This is a genomic window from Lactobacillus amylolyticus (assembly GCF_003999355.1).
GTDB classification, from domain to species: Bacteria; Bacillota; Bacilli; order Lactobacillales; family Lactobacillaceae; genus Lactobacillus; species Lactobacillus amylolyticus.
This window is the reverse complement of the sequence record NZ_CP031835.1, coordinates 128,786-144,653: the sequence shown is the minus strand read 5'-3', so window position 1 is coordinate 144,653 and position 15,868 is coordinate 128,786. Positions and strand designations below refer to the sequence as shown.

Here is a 15,868-nt window from a genome sequence, read left to right as displayed (position 1 = left end):
AAAGACAAAAGAAAAAGTCGGCCTTAAAATATGCCGACTCGAAAAAACTATGCGTTTTTTGCTAAAGCGTATGTAGCAAGTCCTAATGACAAGACAGCATCTTTTGATAATACTTCTTGCAAATCCTTAGCAGCAATTGATTCAACTGCGCCAATAATCTTAAGACTATATGTCAAAACATGATAATCAACTTCTGGATTGTAAAGATCATCTTCATATGGATCTTCATGGTTGTATGTTAAGTTGATTTCATCTTTATCGACAAAGCCATCCACGTGATTAGTCAAAATTCGATCATGCAAGTTAGCTAATTTATCTGAAAGATTAAGTAAAGTAAGCTTGTGATCACTTTCAGCTTCATAGTATTGTTCTTCAGTCATGTCGAAATAATCTTTGATTGGATTATTGAGCACGCCTAAATGATCAATTATTTGATAAACCTTTTCTGCATCAAAGTTTTGTTCGCCACTTAAGATTTTATCTTGTGACAAGGCCAAATCGTCAGCCAACATCATGGTATCTAGCTTTTCCATCTTGTCCTCCTCAAATTTCACTCTATATTATAGCAAAAATCGTCCAGCTTTCTTATTACATTGCTCGTTTTAGGTAAATTTTTCAAACTTTTTTGGTAAAAAACGATTTTTTCACGTAACTAAATTATAGAGGAATCTTTTCATTATTCACAGTAAAGGAGAAAAAGAGATGAAAAAAACTAATTCTGAAAACTTACGTTGTCCATGGAGTCAAACACGCGATCAGCTGCTGCGCGATTTTCATGATCATGAATGGGGCAAGCTCAATTTGGATGATGACTACTTATTCGAAATGTTGATTCTGCAACTGTTTCAGTCAGGTCTGAATTGGCGCGTAATTTTGCATAAACGCGAAAATTTTAGAAAAGCATTCAAGAACTTTGATCCTGTCGGTGTGGCGGCTCTAACTGAGCAAGAAGTCGGCGATCTGATGCTTGATTCATCAATTATTCGCAACCACATTAAGATTAATGCCACGATTAAAAATGCCAAGGCGGTTCTGATCGTTCAAGCAAAATACGGCAGTTTTGCCAAATATCTGCAAAGCATCATTCCTACACAGATCGTCCATCACCCGGAAATTTTTGAAGATATTGATGTTTCTAATGATTTAGCGAAAAAACTGGCAGCCAAAATGAAAGAAGACGGCTTCTTTTTCGTAGGACCGGTGATTATTTATTCTTATTTGCAAAGCATCGGTCTAATTAATGATCATTTGGAATGCTGTCCTGCCAAGTATCACGGATAAAAAAAGGCCTCTAACGAGGTCTTTTTTCAAGGAAATTAATAATTCAATTAAACAAGTTTCTTCCGAATTAAACCTGAAATCCAATCAATAGTAACAACCATTATGACAATTCCAATCAGGATAATACCGACCCGGTTCCACTGACGATATTCCAAAGCAATGATCAATGGATAGCCGATACCACCGGCACCAACCAAACCAAGGATTGATGCGGAACGAATTGAAACATCAAAACGGTAAAGCGTATTTGAAATCAAAGCTGGCATTAGGTTTGGCAAAGTTGAAAACATGATGACATTGAACTTGGAACCACCAACTGCGGTAACAGCCTTATTTGGTCCATCTTCCAGGTTTTCAATTGCTTCTGAGAACAATTTTGCCAGCATCCCTACCGAGTGAAAACCTAAGGCCAAAACACCGGCAGCCGAGCCGGGTCCCACAGCTTTAATAAACATCAAGGCTAAAATAATTTCAGGAAATGACCGGATAACTGCTAGCACAATTTTGCCGGAACGCGAAACATACCATTTCTTGTGCCTTGTATTGGCTGCCCAAAAGGCAAATGGCAGTGAAATAATAGCAGAAATAAACGTACCTAAGAAGGCAATACAGAACGTTATCCATAATTGCGATACCAAGTCTTCACCACTGCCATCATAGACATAGCTCCAATCTGGGTGAAAAATTCCGTTAAAAATCGCACCGGCAATTTGGGCAGCAGTTGATTTAATCCCACCGAAGTTGATTCCAGTGCAAGACCAAATGATGATCGCTACTGTCACAATCGTAATCAACCAATGAGAAAGCTGCTTCTTTTTATTTATAGGCCTAGGCGGCAATTGTTTATATGTTGTATCCATTATTTCATTAACGCCTCCCGTGACTTAGATGAAATGTAGTCGATGATGACAACCACGACGATGATAACGATGATAATCGTTCCTGTTTTTGCATAATCAAAAGTCTGCAAAGTTTCCTGCAGATAAAGACCGATACCACCGGCACCGATATAACCTAGGATGGTTGATGATCTGACGTTGATTTCAAATGCATATAAAACGTATGAAATGAAGTAAGTCATAATTTGTGGCAAAACCGCAAACCAAATGATTTGCAGCTTATTGGCACCAACAGCAGTCAAGGCCTCAATTGGACCTGGATCAATCGTTTCAATTGCTTCATAAAACAATTTAACTACCACGCCAAAAGTAAAGACAGCCAAGGCAAAAATACCAGCTACTGGACCAATTCCGACCACGGCGACGAAGATCGCACCTAAAAGCAGATCTGGGATTGTTCTGATGATGTTCATAATGATCCGCAAGATGCCGGTTAATACCTTGTTTTTAACAATATTGCGGGCAATCAATAGCGAATAAATAAAGGCTACTATTGAACCAATGACCGTTCCGAGCACAGCCATTTTCAGGGTTTGAAACAGAAGCGGAAATACCGTGCTAGAGTAGCTCCAATCTGGATGAGCCATTTGAACAAAAATATCGGTGAATTGACTAAAGTTTTCAAATAAGACGCTAATATGGGTATCAGTGACATTAATGGAAACAAATAAGCCAACGATAATCAAAATGACCCAGATCAGATTCATAATTTTGAACTTCTTTTTAGGTAAGTTCATTAAATCTTGATCAGTTTGACTCATTTTACTTCTCCTCGCTTCCATCGCCGCCATTGTAAATATCGGTAAAGACTGCCTCAGGGGTATCTTTCATTTGTCCATCATAAACAACTTGTCCCTGACGAATTCCGATTACTCTTTTACCAAATTGACGAGCAAGATCCACGCTGTGCATGTTGGCCAAAACCGTCATTCCGTACTTTTCGTTCAGCATCTTCAAGTCATTCATTACCTTGAGAGAAGTCTGAGGATCAAGTGAAGCTGTTGGTTCGTCGGCCAAAATGATCTTCGGATTTTGCATCAATACACGCGCGATTGCGACACGCTGCTGTTGACCACCTGACAATTCGTCGGCACGAGCGTAGACTTTATCAGCTAAATCGACTTGTTGCAAAGCTTCATAGGCTTTCTGCTTATCCTCTTTAGAAAAGAGATCGAGCGTTGTTTTCCAGGTTGGATAATATGCTACTCGTCCAGTTAAAACATTGCGCAAAACGCTGGAACGTTTAACTAAATTGAAACTTTGGAAAATCATGCCAATGCTGCGACGCAGAAGGCGCAAATTTTTACCCTTTGCCTTAGTAATCGATTCGCCATCAATTTCGATATCGCCCTTGCTGATATCATGAAGACGATTGATTGAACGAAGCAAGGTTGACTTACCAGCACCAGATAAGCCCACAACCATGACGAATTCGCCTTTGTTGATAGTTAAGTTGATGTCTTTTAAACCGACTGTGCCATTATCGTAGATCTTAGTAACGTTTTTTAGCTCAATCATTGGCTTTTCGGAATTTGCCATTAATTATTAACTCCTTAAATTTGATTTTTATTTTTTGGATGATTCGATGATCTTGTCGTATTTACGAACAATATTGAAATCAGAATCTTTTGCGTAAGTGTAGCCTTCATGACTATATACGCTTTCGATAACCTTCTTACCTGCCTTAGTCTTGCTAATAGCGATAAATGCTTTAGCAAGCTTTGCCTTAAACTTCTTGTTCATGTCTGGACGAACAGAAATCGTGTCGTTTGGAATTGGCTTAGTAAAGTAAATCGGAACAACTTGACTCATGATCTTTGGGTTATCTTTGACAACTAAGTTACGAGCGTCTTCAAAAACAAAGGCAGCATCGGTATCACCGTTTAGAACATTTAATACTCCTTGGTCGTGACCAGTTACAGTAACAAGCTTGCAGCTCTTCAGAACATCAAGGCCTTTTTCCTTTAATTCAGCAATTGGGAACACGTAACCAGCTGATGAAGTTGGGTCTTGGACAGAAATGCTCTTGCCCTTAAGATCTTTCCATGACTTGATCTTTGAACCCTTCTTAACCAGGATTTCGGCACGGTAGCTTCTAACCAGCTTGTTAGTAGTCTTGCCGCCTGGCTGCTTAATGCCATAGCGTTCAGCTTGAAGCAACAGATCAGCTGCACCTTCCTTGTGAGCTAAAACATAGGCATCTGGTGGAAGGAAACCAACATCGACTTTCTTTGACTTCATAGCTTCAACAACAGTGTTGTAATCAGTTGACATGGTAACGTGAACCGGAATTCCTAATCTCTTTGAAAGCATCTTTTCAAGAGGCTTAGCGCGAGCTTCAAGAGTTGTAGCAGATTGACTTGGAACAAATTCAATCGTCAAGCTTTTTGGGGTATAGCCTTTTTTGCTTGAACTGCTGCTTGAACAAGCTGTTGCAACAACGGCAACCAGCAGCGCAACGACAGCGACTAACACTTTTTTAAACTTTTTCATATGTCCTCCTAGACCGATAAAAACTCCTGCTATTAAAAAGACTTAATATAAAACGTGGCAACACGATTCATATTAAGTCTTTTAATGGCATCTGTATTTTTTAAAAAACGAACAATAACAAACTGAGCCCAAAGAGAGTCTGTTACACCTGTACAAGCTAAAACGGTTAATTTATTAGTATTTAAAATTTGCATAGTGTACGTCTCTCTGTTTGTTACTCGTTCATTTGTGAAAATTATACCAGAAGTGTTCGTGTTTTATCAAGGGATATTTTAAAAAAAGAATAACTTTTTGAAAACAAAAAAGACCTCTAACGAGATCTTTTTCATTAGGCTTTATGCCTTAGGTTTAATTGGATTGTTGTCAATATCAGTTCTAATAATCAAAACATCAGCTAAAGCATGCTGGTTTACGTATTCAGTAACTGAACCAATCAACATTCTTTCAACGGCGTTCAAACCAGTAGCTCCCATCACAATCAAAGTGTTCTTGTGATCTTTAATGAAGTCGTAAGAAATAATTCTCTTAGGACTGCCATATCGAATATGGTAGTTAATATCATCAAACTGGAAGTTATCATGAGCCCATTTCTTTAAGCTCTTTAAATATTCTTCAGCATCTTGTGTCATTTGATAAATAGTGTCGCCAGAAATCAAGGTATCTTGCATTTCGCCCATGAATTGACGAGTATCAATAACGTTCAAGACATCGACATGCGCATGATCGGTCATTGCAATCTTGACAGCTTTGTCAAAAGCACGTTCAGCTGTTTCTGAGCCGTCGACTGGTACCAAAATACTTTCTTTTTGTTTAGCCATCTTCTCATCTCCTATGAATTATTTAGTGCTAGTTTTATTTTAGCATAATTTAAAAAAATGCTTCTTTTTTGTTTGCTACTTTATCCATGCTTTAATTGTTTCTTTTAATATTTGTTGGTAGAATTAAATGCAATGCTATTTTTCTCTGGGAGGAGGATTTAACGATGAAAAAACTAACCAACCAGCTGATTGGAATTACCAGTGGTCGCAACTTCAGAGAATTGGGCGGCTACCAAACTTTATCAGGGAAAACCATCAAGATGCACAAGCTGCTGAGAACCGGCAACCTAGCTGATTTATCGCCTTTTGACTTAGATTATCTCAAAGATTACGGTGTTAAATATGTCGTCGACTTCCGCAGCCAAGAAGAAGTTGATCACCAGCCAGATCGAGTTCCAGAAGGCGCAGAATATGATTTTGATCCTGTCTTCAGTGAAGATTTAACCAACTCTTCCAGAAGCATTAACGATTTGGACAATCAGTCCAAAGATGACGCTGACTTCGGTTTCAACCACATGCTTTTTGCTTACGAAGACATGATTCGCAGCGAATCTGCTCAAAACGCCTACCGCAAGTTTTTTGCAAAATTAATGGAAAATGATCAGCCTTCACAAAGCTTGATTTTTCACTGTACTGCTGGTAAAGACCGGACTGGTTTTGGAGCACTGCTGGTATTAACTGCTTTGGGCGTGCCACTAAGAACGATCAAGCAAGATTATTTGCTGACCAACATTACCACCAAGGACTTCGTTGATGGCATGGTTGAACGTGAAAAAGAAAAAGGCAAGAACGAGAACACCTTGCAATCAATCCGCGATATTCAAAGCGTGCATCCCGAATACATCGATCATGCAATCAAAGTCATGACTGATGATTACGGCAGCATCAATGATTATTTGCGTGAAGTGATGCAGCTTTCAAGTGCTGACATCATGGACTTAAGAAGAATTTATCTCGATTAAAAAAGCTGCTAGTTTGCAAACGAACTAGCAGTTTTTTAGAATTTTTGCAACAAATATTGATAAATTGCCTCTGGATCTGTGAAGTTCAAAAAGTTCTTCAATTCTTTTTCCGGTGTCCGTGCTAAGAAATTCATAACTTGACTTAACAATTTAGCCTGACCATCTGGATTTGTTTCCAGCAGCATAAATAAAAATTTAACCTGCAACTTTTCGTCTGGTTTGATCATATTGCCAAAAGTGACCGGATTTTTTAAAGCAACCGGTACGATCAAGCGCTTATTGACGAACTCACCCTCAGTATGCGGAATTGCAATGTTGGGCAAATCGGCACCTAGAGTTTTGGTTGACAAACCGGTGGGAAAATTATGCTCGCGTTCAATAATATGGGCCAAAAAATTGCCTTTTACATAGCCACTATCGAGCAAATGATCATAAATATTTTTAAGCAATTCATCCTGATCGCTTTCATTGCTGACAAAAACTGCATCTGCCGCAAAAACTTGCTTTTTTTCCATATTTTACCTTCCTCACTATCTACATCCATGACCTTAAATTATCAAGAGGTTTTTTTCAACCAAAATCATGGTAAAGTTAAAAAAAGAAATTTATTTTGTATTTTGTTACAAGGAGATAAAAATGACAAAAACAAAGACCGTTTATTTTGGTGCTGGCTGGTTCACTGATAAACAAAACAAGGCTTACAAAGATGCAATGGCTGCCTTGAAAGAAAATCCCACGATTGATTTTGATCATTGCTACGTCCCACTGCAAAATCAATACAAAGACATCCGGGTCGATCTTCATCCTGAATATTTACACGACATCGAATGGGCTGACGCTACCTACCATGGTGATTTAGTCGGCATCAAATCAAGCGATGTCATGCTCGGTGTCTACATTCCTGAAGAAGAAGACGTTGGCTTGGGAGTGGAGCTGGGCTATGCTTTAAGCCAGGGAAAATACATCTTGCTCGTAATCCCTGATGAAGATTATGGCAAGAAGATCAACTTGATGAGTTGGGGCGTATGCGACAATGCCATTAAGATGAGCGAATTAAAAGACTTCGACTTTAACAAGCCACGTTATGCCTTTTACGATGGTGCTGTTTACTAAAAAATAAAAAAGAGCAAATTAAATAACCCTGCACTAAATAATTAGTGCAGGGTCATTTCTTCATATCTTCGAACATATACATTAATCTTTCTACGATATGCTAAAAGTTATCTTGCGAGCGACTTAACTTCTAAATCATTATTCAATGCTTGCCGCGAGGGTTTAAAGCCACTTATGTAAATTATTGTCACTCTTTACTTTTTTCATTTGTAAAGCCCATCGGAACTCACCTTTTTCTTGTTTTTTAGTTCTTCTTTTCTTTACACTCATAATATACCTTATCTTTTTATTTTTGTAAAGCGCTTACATCTAAAAATGTAAAAAAAGAAGAACAAGCAGAAATTCTACTTGCTCTTCTCTTTATATGATTAAGCTTTGTACTTGGATTCACCATTCAAGTAAGTTTCACTCAAAGTCATGTCAGGATTCAAAATCAAGAAATCGGCGTCCTTGTCAGGCTTGATTGAACCACATCTATCCAAAATATGTGCACTCCTAGCTGGGACATAGGAACCCATCATAATGGCTTTTTCTGGATCAACAATATTCCAATCAACCACATTCTTAACACCGTCTTTTAATTGCAAAATACTGCCGGCTAAATTGTCGCCATCCTTTAAGCGAGCCATGCCGTCTTTAACGTAAACTGGCAATTCGCCTAACATGTAATCGCCATCTGGCATCATGCCGGCTTCCATACAATCAGTAATCAGCGCAATATGCTCTGGACCAACTGCGTTGATTAAAGCTCTAGCCATTGGTTCTTGCACATGGTGGCCATCGCAAATAAGTTCGTCAGTCACGTTATGCATTGCCATGGCAGCATTAGAAATTGAAGGGGTATGGTGCATAGGATCAGGCATCCCATTAAAAGTATGAGTAAACATGCTGGCACCAGCTTCAATGCCGCTAACTGCTTCGTCAAAAGTTGCGCTTGAGTGCCCTAATGAAACAACGATTCCTTCTTTAACAGCTTCACAAATAAATTCCTTTGATCCTTTTCTTTCAGGAGCCATTGAAATTTTCTTCAGCATGCCATCTGAAGCTTCAAGCCACTTGTTAAATTCATCGATGCTTGGGTCCATCATATATTTAGGATTTTCAGCACCTGCATGTTCCTCTGTAAAGAATGGCCCTTCAAAGTGGATTCCCTGAATTTTAGCCCCTTCTTCTTCACCCTTGTGAGCTGCGAACATCTTGCAGATTCTGGTTAAAGTAGCACTAGCAGCAGTGATTGTGGTTGGCAGCCATGACGTTACCCCTGCACTCAACAAACCTTTAGAAATCTTGTTAATACCGTCCCAGTCGCTCTTCATAACGTCTTCACGCAAAGAACCGTGAATATGAGTATCAACATAGCCAGGAGCAACCCATTTGCCCGGATAATCAACGATCTTGTCTGCAGGCTTTTCAGTTTCTGGATAGTAAAAACCAAATTTGCCATTATCTTGAATTTCAAGATAGCCACCCTTTTCGGTTCTGTTTTCAAGGAAGAACTTATCTGCATGAATGTAATATGTCATTGTCAATTTCCTCTTTAATTAACTACTTGCTTGCAATGTTTTTCTTTATTTTAATCTCTGTTTCTATTTTACACAAAAGAATTGGTCTTTACCAGTTTTAAAGCAAACAGTAAAAGGTAAAAAATATTGCTTTTTTAGTTATAATAGAATAAAGACTATATAGGAAGATGTACTATGACACAAGATACGCAAATTAATAGACACCAATTAGGTCGACTTATCGGTGCAAGCAAATGCGATCATTTCTATGAGCTGCACTATGCTACCGGTGAAATTGCTCGGCTCTACATTTTAGCCGACGGCATTTTTCGTCTATTTATTGATCCTGATAAAAAATTTGACGAAAATCATTCCGGCCTAGTTAATTTAAGCAAATTTAATAATCATTTCTTTGAAAAATCTAGTCCGCGTGCAACCAGCGAGTCTTTCATCATTCAATCTGGCAGTTTCCAACTGATTTTTGAACAAAAAACCGCCACGATGAGCATTTTTGATGAAAGCTTGCATCGCACCCGCTTTAGTCAGCTTAGTCCTATCGAACTAGGCAGCAATCAAACGATTGAAAGCCTCAAGCAGAACAAGAACGAATTTTACTTTGGCGGCGGAATTCAAAACGGCTCATTCAGCCACAAAGGCAAGCGAATCTACATTAAGCGCGACGGTATTACAGGAGCTGGCGGCGTTTTAAGCCAAATTCCGTTCTTCTGGTCTAATGCTGGTTTCGGTGAATTCAGAAACACTAACCAAGCTGGTGAATATGATTTTGGCAAGATTAACGAGAATGCTGCCCTGATTAAGCATGAAGATCGAATCTTCGATAATTTCTACTTGATTGGCAATTCTCCTAGCGATTTAATTTATAAATACTACTTATTGACTGGCTTGCCATTGATGCCACCCAAATACGCTTTGGATTTGGGCCACATGGGCAACTTTTTAACAACATTATGGAAGCCAAGCGAAGCTAAAGAACGTAATGCCACCATGTTTGAAGATGGCAATTACTATGCTCGAACTAAGGATCCAAATGAATCCAGTGGCAAAGCATCATTGAACGGCGAAGAAGAATATCAATTCTCAGCTCGCGGCGCAATTGACCGCTATCAAAAATTCCACTTTCCACTTGGTTGGCTGGTACCAAACTATGGCATCAGCGATTTAGAAGAAGAAGCTCTGACCAACTTCAATGACTATGCCAACACTCATGGCGTTGAAGTCGGAATTTGGGTCAAAAATAATTTGAGCAGCTTGCCAAAGAGTATTTCCTTTATTGCAACTGCAACCGATAATATCGCTCAATTGCAAAAAGATACTGACAGCTTGAAGGTTAACTTAAACCGCAAACGTCCATTTATTATTAGTAATAGTGGCAGCGTCGGCAGTCAGGCTTATTCTGCTTTGGCCTTTGGTACAGCTGGCGGCAACTGGGACAATATTGGAACTCAGGTAGCCAGTTTGCTGGGAGCCGGACTTTCTGGCGAAACTCTAGTTGGCGGCAGCGTTGACGGTACGACTGGTGGTGGCAACGCCCAAATCGCTATTCGTGATTTTGAATGGAAAGCCTTCACGCCACTGCTCTTCAACATTAACGATCAAAGCAAATTCAGCAAGACACCATTTGCTTATAACAGCAAGATGAGCAACATCAATCATGCTTATTTTGCTTTACGTCAACAATTAAAGCCATACCTTTACACTTTGATCTATGGCACACAAAAAGGTCATCCCTTCGTTCAACCATTATTCATGGACTTCCCACACGAACAGGTCAACTACACTGAACAAGTTGGCCACGAATTCATGTTAGGCTCCAGCATTTTGGTTGCCCCAATTACCAATGGCCGCGAAGACAGCAATGGCAACTCACGCAAGGATAATCTTTACTTGCCAGGTCATCGTACAATGTGGATTGATCTCTTCACTGGTGAAAAGTATATCGGTGGTCGCGTCTACAACAAGTTATCTTACCCAACTTGGCATTTGCCAGTCTTCGTGCGCGGCGGCGCTATCTTTGATTTGGGCAACCGGAACTTTGTTTTGTACCCACAAGCTAAGAGCAGCATTAGTTTCTACGATGATAATGGCTACACTGATTTTACTCACAACCATACCGAAACACGCGTTACCAGCGATTTGAATTCCAGCAAATTGACCATCACAATTGATCCTGTTAAAGGCGACTACAGCGGAATGGAAACAAACAGCACAACTAATTTGAACATTATGTGTGATGCATATCCTGACCGGGTCACTGTTAAGATTAACGACCAATTGATCAACTTGCAGGAATATGGCACAAGCGATGCTTTTGCTCATGCCAAAGAAGGTTTCTTCTACAATACCAATTACAGCTGGATGCCTGAATTCGATCAATATCGCGAAGCTAAGCAAACAGCTTTGCAAATCAAGTTGGGCAGTCGCGACGTAACTGATACTAAATTTGAAATTATCATTCAAAACTTCAATTATGGCAGTCAGACTTTGGTTCACTCAATTACTGACTCCGTGTTGCGTTCACCTAAAGGCATTAGCCTTGATCCTGCAAAGATCACTGCACATTCATTGTCGGTTTCATGGACTAAGATGACTGACCAAGTTCAATTCGAAATTAACGGCATCTTATATGACGGCATTGATGGCGACAAATTTACTTTCCATGAATTAGAGCCAAATAAACGCTATGTCATGCGCATGCGCTATGTAGCCGGCAATAAAGTTTCTGAATGGTCTGAACCTTTTGGCGCAATTACGAAGCATGCCGCAATTGATTATGCGATCCGCAATGTGCAGACCACTTGTAACTATGCCGAAAATCCTGCTCACCCAATTAAATATTTAACTGACTTGAAGTTGGCTAGTGAATGGGAAACTAAAGATCAATTTGATGAAAACAAACCATTAACTTTGACCTTTGCTTTTGAAGATGTTGAAAAACTTAGTCGGATGGCCTTCATTCCGCGCAATATTGATCGCCAAGGAACACCAGTTGAAGTTGGAATTGAAATATCAACTGATGGACAAAACTTTAAGCCATACGGCGAGCATATTAATTGGAAAGCCGATGCCAAGAATAAGGTTATCGGTCTGCGCGATGTCAGCGCTAAGGCAATCAGAATGACAGTTTATAAGTCATCTGGTCCATTAGTTGCTGGGAAAGAAGTCTTATTCTTTAGAGCCAAGGATAAAGATTAACTATAGAAAATCTAAATAGAAAAAAATAAAGGTTGAGAATCATCTCAACCTTTATTTTTATGCTTTTATATTTTTAGCCTAATTCTTGCTTAAGCCATTCGATACTCATTTCAAACCACCGGGCTGCATGCGGATTGTTTTGCCATTCCTTGCCGCTCTCGGTCGTTTCAGGTCTGGCCAAAGAAAAGCCATGGTAGCCCTTGTTAAAGAGATGTGCTTCACATTCAACCTGATTTGCATATAAGGCTCGAATGTATTCAATTGAATTTGAAATCAGCACGACTGGATCATCCCAAGCTTGAAAGATAAACGTTGCCGGTGTTTCACGTGTAACACCCAGGGCGCTGTCTCTTAATTCCGGCTCATCTGGCAAGTCCTTCTCCTGACCATCAGGAATTTCAAAGCCGATTTGATCAATATTGATCAATGGGTAGCCTAAAATTGTTTTATTTGGCCGCACCTCTTCAGCTTGATAATCATATTTCTTTGCAAACTTTTCACTATTAGCCATAAAGTTTGCAACACTAGCTACATGTCCACCGGCTGAAAAGCCCAAAGTAACAATTTTATTTGGATCAATTCCATATTCTTCGGCATGATCACGACAATGTTTTACTGTTGTTAAAACATCCAAACCAGCATCTGGATAAGTCTTGCCCGGATCCTGCACTAAATTATATTCCATCACAACACTATTGAACCCGCGCGCATTATAAGCCAAGGCTACCGGTTCGCTTTCCCTAGCGGACAAGTGATTAAAACTGCCACCGGGTATAACAATTATTAATGGCCGAGTTTGAACAGCCAATTTTGGATTTTTCTCTAAAAAATAAGTATGAACCTTAAATTCACGTCCATTAAAATTAGTTAGTGTTAGACTTTTGGTCTCCATGTTTCACCTCATCTTTACTCATTCCTCTAGCTAACAAAAAAGTAGAGAATGGGACTGTTAACAATACGCCGATCAAAGAATACAAGATAATCAGTGCTTCATTAACGAATAATTTTTCATTGACGATTTCGCCAAAGGAATATCCCAAGCGGAAATACCATAAGAATAGTGACAAAAAACTGCCGAACATCCCAAATAAGATGGTATTCATCGCGGTTCCCAATACATCATTGCCAATTGCCGTTCCGCTACCTTCTAGCTCCTTACGGGTAATCTGGACATGATGTTTTTTAAGTTCTAACAAACCTGAACTCATGGCTACCGCAGCTTCCGCAATCGCACCCAATGCAGAAAATATTGCCACGGTCACGGCGATCATCGGATAACTTAAGCCAGGCATCTGTGATAGACCAACCAAAACTTCACCAGATTCAGGACCTAAGCCAGCAGCTTGCGCCAACCATTGACATATTAAGATTAACACACTCACTAACAAACAAACCGTAAAAGCTGAATAAAAGGAGTTTTTAGCGACAGTATAGTCATGAGTGCCCAGGAAAATAATCGTTGCCAGTTTCAAGGGAATAAAAATCAAAGTCAGTATTGGAATGCTAATTCCCCAGGAAATTAAAATTGCGACCAGAATCAGCAGCAATGTATTGATCAAAACACTAAAGAAACTGCGGATTCCTGTTTCACCGCCAACAATAATCATCAAAATCGCTAAAACTGCGATTAAAGCGCCTAAAGTACTCATTTATTCTGGCCTCGCTTTTCTTTTAAAAACAGCAAGCTGCAGCCTGTTGCAAAGATTACGGTTAACACGATTGAAATGGCGGAAATAACACTTTGAGTAGCACCTAATGACAAAGTAAAGCCAAAGGTAGAGCTCAGACTGTTGTTGTCACGCAAGTAAAGAATCGTCATTGGCAATGCACCTGCGATGAAAATCAACACCAATACGTTGATCAGTGGTCCCATAATTTCCTGTCCCATTGTCCGGCCACTTTGAATCAATTGCTTAGCCGTAATATTTTTTTTAACTTGAACCACTTCATAAAGACTGGAAATAATATCAGTTGCTTCATCCATAACCGCTCCAAGAACCCCTAACAAGCTTTGTGCTAAAAATATTCCGCGCGGATCTTGAGTCGCATAGTCGCCTGTCTCATATTTCATTTCAGATTCACCCGTTAATTTCATAATCACGTAGCATAAGCCAAATGAAACGAAAACACCCAGTAGGGTTGCCAGCCAAGTCGCCAGCATTTTCTTATTCAGGCCTTGAACAATCAGCAAACTGATGAAAGAGAAGACAACATCAGCCAGACCGAAGAGCAGGATGATATAAGAGCCATTTAATTTGACGTCAAGCACGATAACGCCGTAAAAGATAATCCAGCTCAGCAGCATTGAAATTAAAAGCGCGATTGTATGCTTGCCGGCCATCGCGATCATTAATGCAATCGTCAGCGTTAATACCAGCACCAGAACCCAGTCACGTTTAGGATTGCCTAAAGCGACTTTGCCCTTTTGGATGCTGACAAAAATACGTTGTCGCGGACGATATTTTTGCGTAGTTAATTGTGAAGGATAGTAGACATTTTCCTCAGTAAAAGTTTTGCCCTTGTATTTACCGGACAAAATCTTGATATGCAATGTCTGTTCCCTAGTTTGATCCACATTGTTGTAGACATCTTTATCTTTTTCAATCAGCCGATCTTTAATCTTCGTATCCGTAATTACAGCAACGTCATCTTTTTGATAGACATCGCTTAAAAAGTAGGTTCCCGCTGATAAAAGCAGCCCTATTACGAAAACGATCAGCGCAATCCAATAACGTTTTTTCATTGCAAACTCCTTAAAAAGATCTGTTTCTACTTTAAAACAAAAAACGACTTTGAATAAAGCCGTTTCTGTAATCTTAATAATTTAAAAATCTTTGCCACCAATGTGCTTTCTTACGTGGCAGCTGCATATCTTCAAGGGTACGATGAACATTAGCACTTGCCTTCTTCTTTTGGGCATTTTCTCTTGCTTTTCTTAAAATTTCATCATGCAGTTCTTTTTCGCTCTTATGAGCATCACGTTCAACTTCCTTGCGTTTTTCTTCACGCGTCATCGTGTGATGCTCCTCATGCGTGGAATTAGAACTGACAATTCCCGAAATATCAGGCAAGGCCGCAATTTTAGGATCAACTTCCTTATCCTTTGGAGCTGCCAATTCATTTTGCTTTTTCAGCAAGGCTTGATTTTGTTTTTCAATGCGATCAAGTTGTTTCTGCAAATTGTTAATAGCATTGTTTTGATTAGCAATCGTCTGCTGCAGAGCACCTAACAATTTGGCCATCTGATGAGGATCCAATAATTGCTTTTGGTCAGTGGAAGCATCTTTTTCTTTAGCTTGCTTTTGCTCACTGACTGCATAAATCCGTCTAGCAGCTTCCTTTAAAGTTAAGCCTTTTTCCTTAGCCAATTTATGAAAAGCATCAAGATCCTCAATATCTTTTTGATGGTACAGCCGTTCTTTTTGTTTGCTGCGTTGAAAATAATGCTCATTGCCGGTTACTTTTTCGACAATTAAAGAATATCTTCTCAGCGTTGCAACACTGATTCCCAACTTTTTTGCAGCCGTACTTGGTACATCTAATTCTTCAAAATCGTGCTTCTCACTCGTCATCACTGTCTGCCCCTA

The 15,868-nt window shown here is 39.5% G+C and carries 17 protein-coding genes; 4 read left to right on the top strand and 13 right to left on the bottom strand.

Annotation, left to right across the window (positions count from 1 at the left end):
- Positions 1–47 precede the first annotated feature (47 nt).
- Positions 48–533, bottom strand: coding sequence for a hypothetical protein (locus D0Z64_RS00755; protein ID WP_127345512.1), 486 nt, complete (start codon positions 531–533; stop codon positions 48–50).
- Positions 534–702: 169 nt separating this feature from the next.
- Between D0Z64_RS00755 and D0Z64_RS00750 the strand changes: the two genes are divergently transcribed.
- A complete protein-coding gene (locus tag D0Z64_RS00750) occupies positions 703–1,281 on the top strand; it encodes a DNA-3-methyladenine glycosylase I (protein WP_127345511.1) in 579 nt (192 codons plus the stop codon).
- A 47-nt stretch (positions 1,282–1,328) separates the two neighbouring features.
- On the opposite strand, the gene phnE (D0Z64_RS00745) is transcribed toward D0Z64_RS00750, so the two are convergent.
- The 6 genes from phnE (D0Z64_RS00745) to D0Z64_RS00725 form a co-directional block, all read right to left on the bottom strand.
- The gene (phnE, locus tag D0Z64_RS00745) at positions 1,329–2,141 is read right to left on the bottom strand and encodes a phosphonate ABC transporter, permease protein PhnE (RefSeq protein ID WP_127345510.1); all 813 of its coding nucleotides are present in this window, start codon (positions 2,139–2,141) and stop codon (positions 1,329–1,331) included.
- Positions 2,141–2,941: a phosphonate ABC transporter, permease protein PhnE gene (phnE, locus tag D0Z64_RS00740; protein WP_127345509.1), complete on the bottom strand. Its 801-nt coding sequence runs from the start codon at positions 2,939–2,941 to the stop codon at positions 2,141–2,143. The genes phnE (D0Z64_RS00745) and phnE (D0Z64_RS00740) overlap by 1 nt, the downstream gene beginning before the upstream one ends.
- Position 2,942: 1 nt before the next feature.
- Positions 2,943–3,719: a phosphonate ABC transporter ATP-binding protein gene (phnC, locus tag D0Z64_RS00735; protein WP_127345508.1), complete on the bottom strand. Its 777-nt coding sequence runs from the start codon at positions 3,717–3,719 to the stop codon at positions 2,943–2,945.
- A gap of 27 nt (positions 3,720–3,746) precedes the next feature.
- Entirely contained in the window at positions 3,747–4,673 is a 927-nt protein-coding gene (locus tag D0Z64_RS00730) for a phosphate/phosphite/phosphonate ABC transporter substrate-binding protein (protein ID WP_127345507.1), read from the bottom strand.
- 32 nt (positions 4,674–4,705) lie between these two features.
- Complete coding sequence (locus D0Z64_RS08280; RefSeq protein ID WP_164742115.1) at positions 4,706–4,867, bottom strand: hypothetical protein; 162 nt, start codon at positions 4,865–4,867, stop codon at positions 4,706–4,708.
- A 141-nt stretch (positions 4,868–5,008) separates the two neighbouring features.
- A complete protein-coding gene (locus D0Z64_RS00725; protein WP_127345506.1) occupies positions 5,009–5,491 on the bottom strand; it encodes a universal stress protein in 483 nt (160 codons plus the stop codon).
- 164 nt (positions 5,492–5,655) lie between these two features.
- Between D0Z64_RS00725 and D0Z64_RS00720 the strand changes: the two genes are divergently transcribed.
- A complete protein-coding gene (locus D0Z64_RS00720; RefSeq protein WP_127345505.1) occupies positions 5,656–6,453 on the top strand; it encodes a tyrosine-protein phosphatase in 798 nt (265 codons plus the stop codon).
- 35 nt (positions 6,454–6,488) lie between these two features.
- On the opposite strand, the gene D0Z64_RS00715 is transcribed toward D0Z64_RS00720, so the two are convergent.
- On the bottom strand, positions 6,489–6,968 hold the full coding sequence (locus D0Z64_RS00715; RefSeq protein WP_127345504.1) for a PTS sugar transporter subunit IIA: 480 nt from the start codon (positions 6,966–6,968) through the stop codon (positions 6,489–6,491).
- Positions 6,969–7,089: 121 nt separating this feature from the next.
- On the opposite strand from D0Z64_RS00715, the gene D0Z64_RS00710 reads away from it, so the two are divergent.
- On the top strand, positions 7,090–7,566 hold the full coding sequence (locus tag D0Z64_RS00710) for a nucleoside 2-deoxyribosyltransferase (RefSeq protein WP_080881050.1): 477 nt from the start codon (positions 7,090–7,092) through the stop codon (positions 7,564–7,566).
- Positions 7,567–7,934: 368 nt separating this feature from the next.
- On the opposite strand, the gene nagA is transcribed toward D0Z64_RS00710, so the two are convergent.
- On the bottom strand, positions 7,935–9,089 hold the full coding sequence (nagA, locus tag D0Z64_RS00705) for an N-acetylglucosamine-6-phosphate deacetylase (protein WP_127345503.1): 1,155 nt from the start codon (positions 9,087–9,089) through the stop codon (positions 7,935–7,937).
- A 174-nt stretch (positions 9,090–9,263) separates the two neighbouring features.
- On the opposite strand from nagA, the gene D0Z64_RS00700 reads away from it, so the two are divergent.
- A complete protein-coding gene (locus D0Z64_RS00700) occupies positions 9,264–12,281 on the top strand; it encodes a TIM-barrel domain-containing protein (protein ID WP_127345502.1) in 3,018 nt (1,005 codons plus the stop codon).
- Between the two features lie 73 nt (positions 12,282–12,354).
- Here the strand turns inward: D0Z64_RS00700 and D0Z64_RS00695 are convergent, their stop codons facing one another.
- The 4 genes from D0Z64_RS00695 to D0Z64_RS00680 all read right to left on the bottom strand — a co-directional run bounded on the left by D0Z64_RS00695 (position 12,355) and on the right by D0Z64_RS00680 (position 15,853).
- The gene (locus D0Z64_RS00695) at positions 12,355–13,173 is read right to left on the bottom strand and encodes an alpha/beta hydrolase (protein ID WP_127345501.1); all 819 of its coding nucleotides are present in this window, start codon (positions 13,171–13,173) and stop codon (positions 12,355–12,357) included.
- Entirely contained in the window at positions 13,145–13,930 is a 786-nt protein-coding gene (locus D0Z64_RS00690) for a YibE/F family protein (RefSeq protein ID WP_080881046.1), read from the bottom strand. Before D0Z64_RS00690 ends, D0Z64_RS00695 begins: the two co-directional genes overlap by 29 nt.
- A complete protein-coding gene (locus D0Z64_RS00685; protein ID WP_080881045.1) occupies positions 13,927–15,024 on the bottom strand; it encodes a YibE/F family protein in 1,098 nt (365 codons plus the stop codon). The genes D0Z64_RS00690 and D0Z64_RS00685 overlap by 4 nt, the downstream gene beginning before the upstream one ends.
- A gap of 73 nt (positions 15,025–15,097) precedes the next feature.
- Positions 15,098–15,853, bottom strand: a complete 756-nt coding sequence (locus tag D0Z64_RS00680; RefSeq protein WP_080881044.1) for a MerR family transcriptional regulator — start codon at positions 15,851–15,853, stop codon at positions 15,098–15,100.
- Between the last annotated feature and the right edge of the window lie 15 nt (positions 15,854–15,868).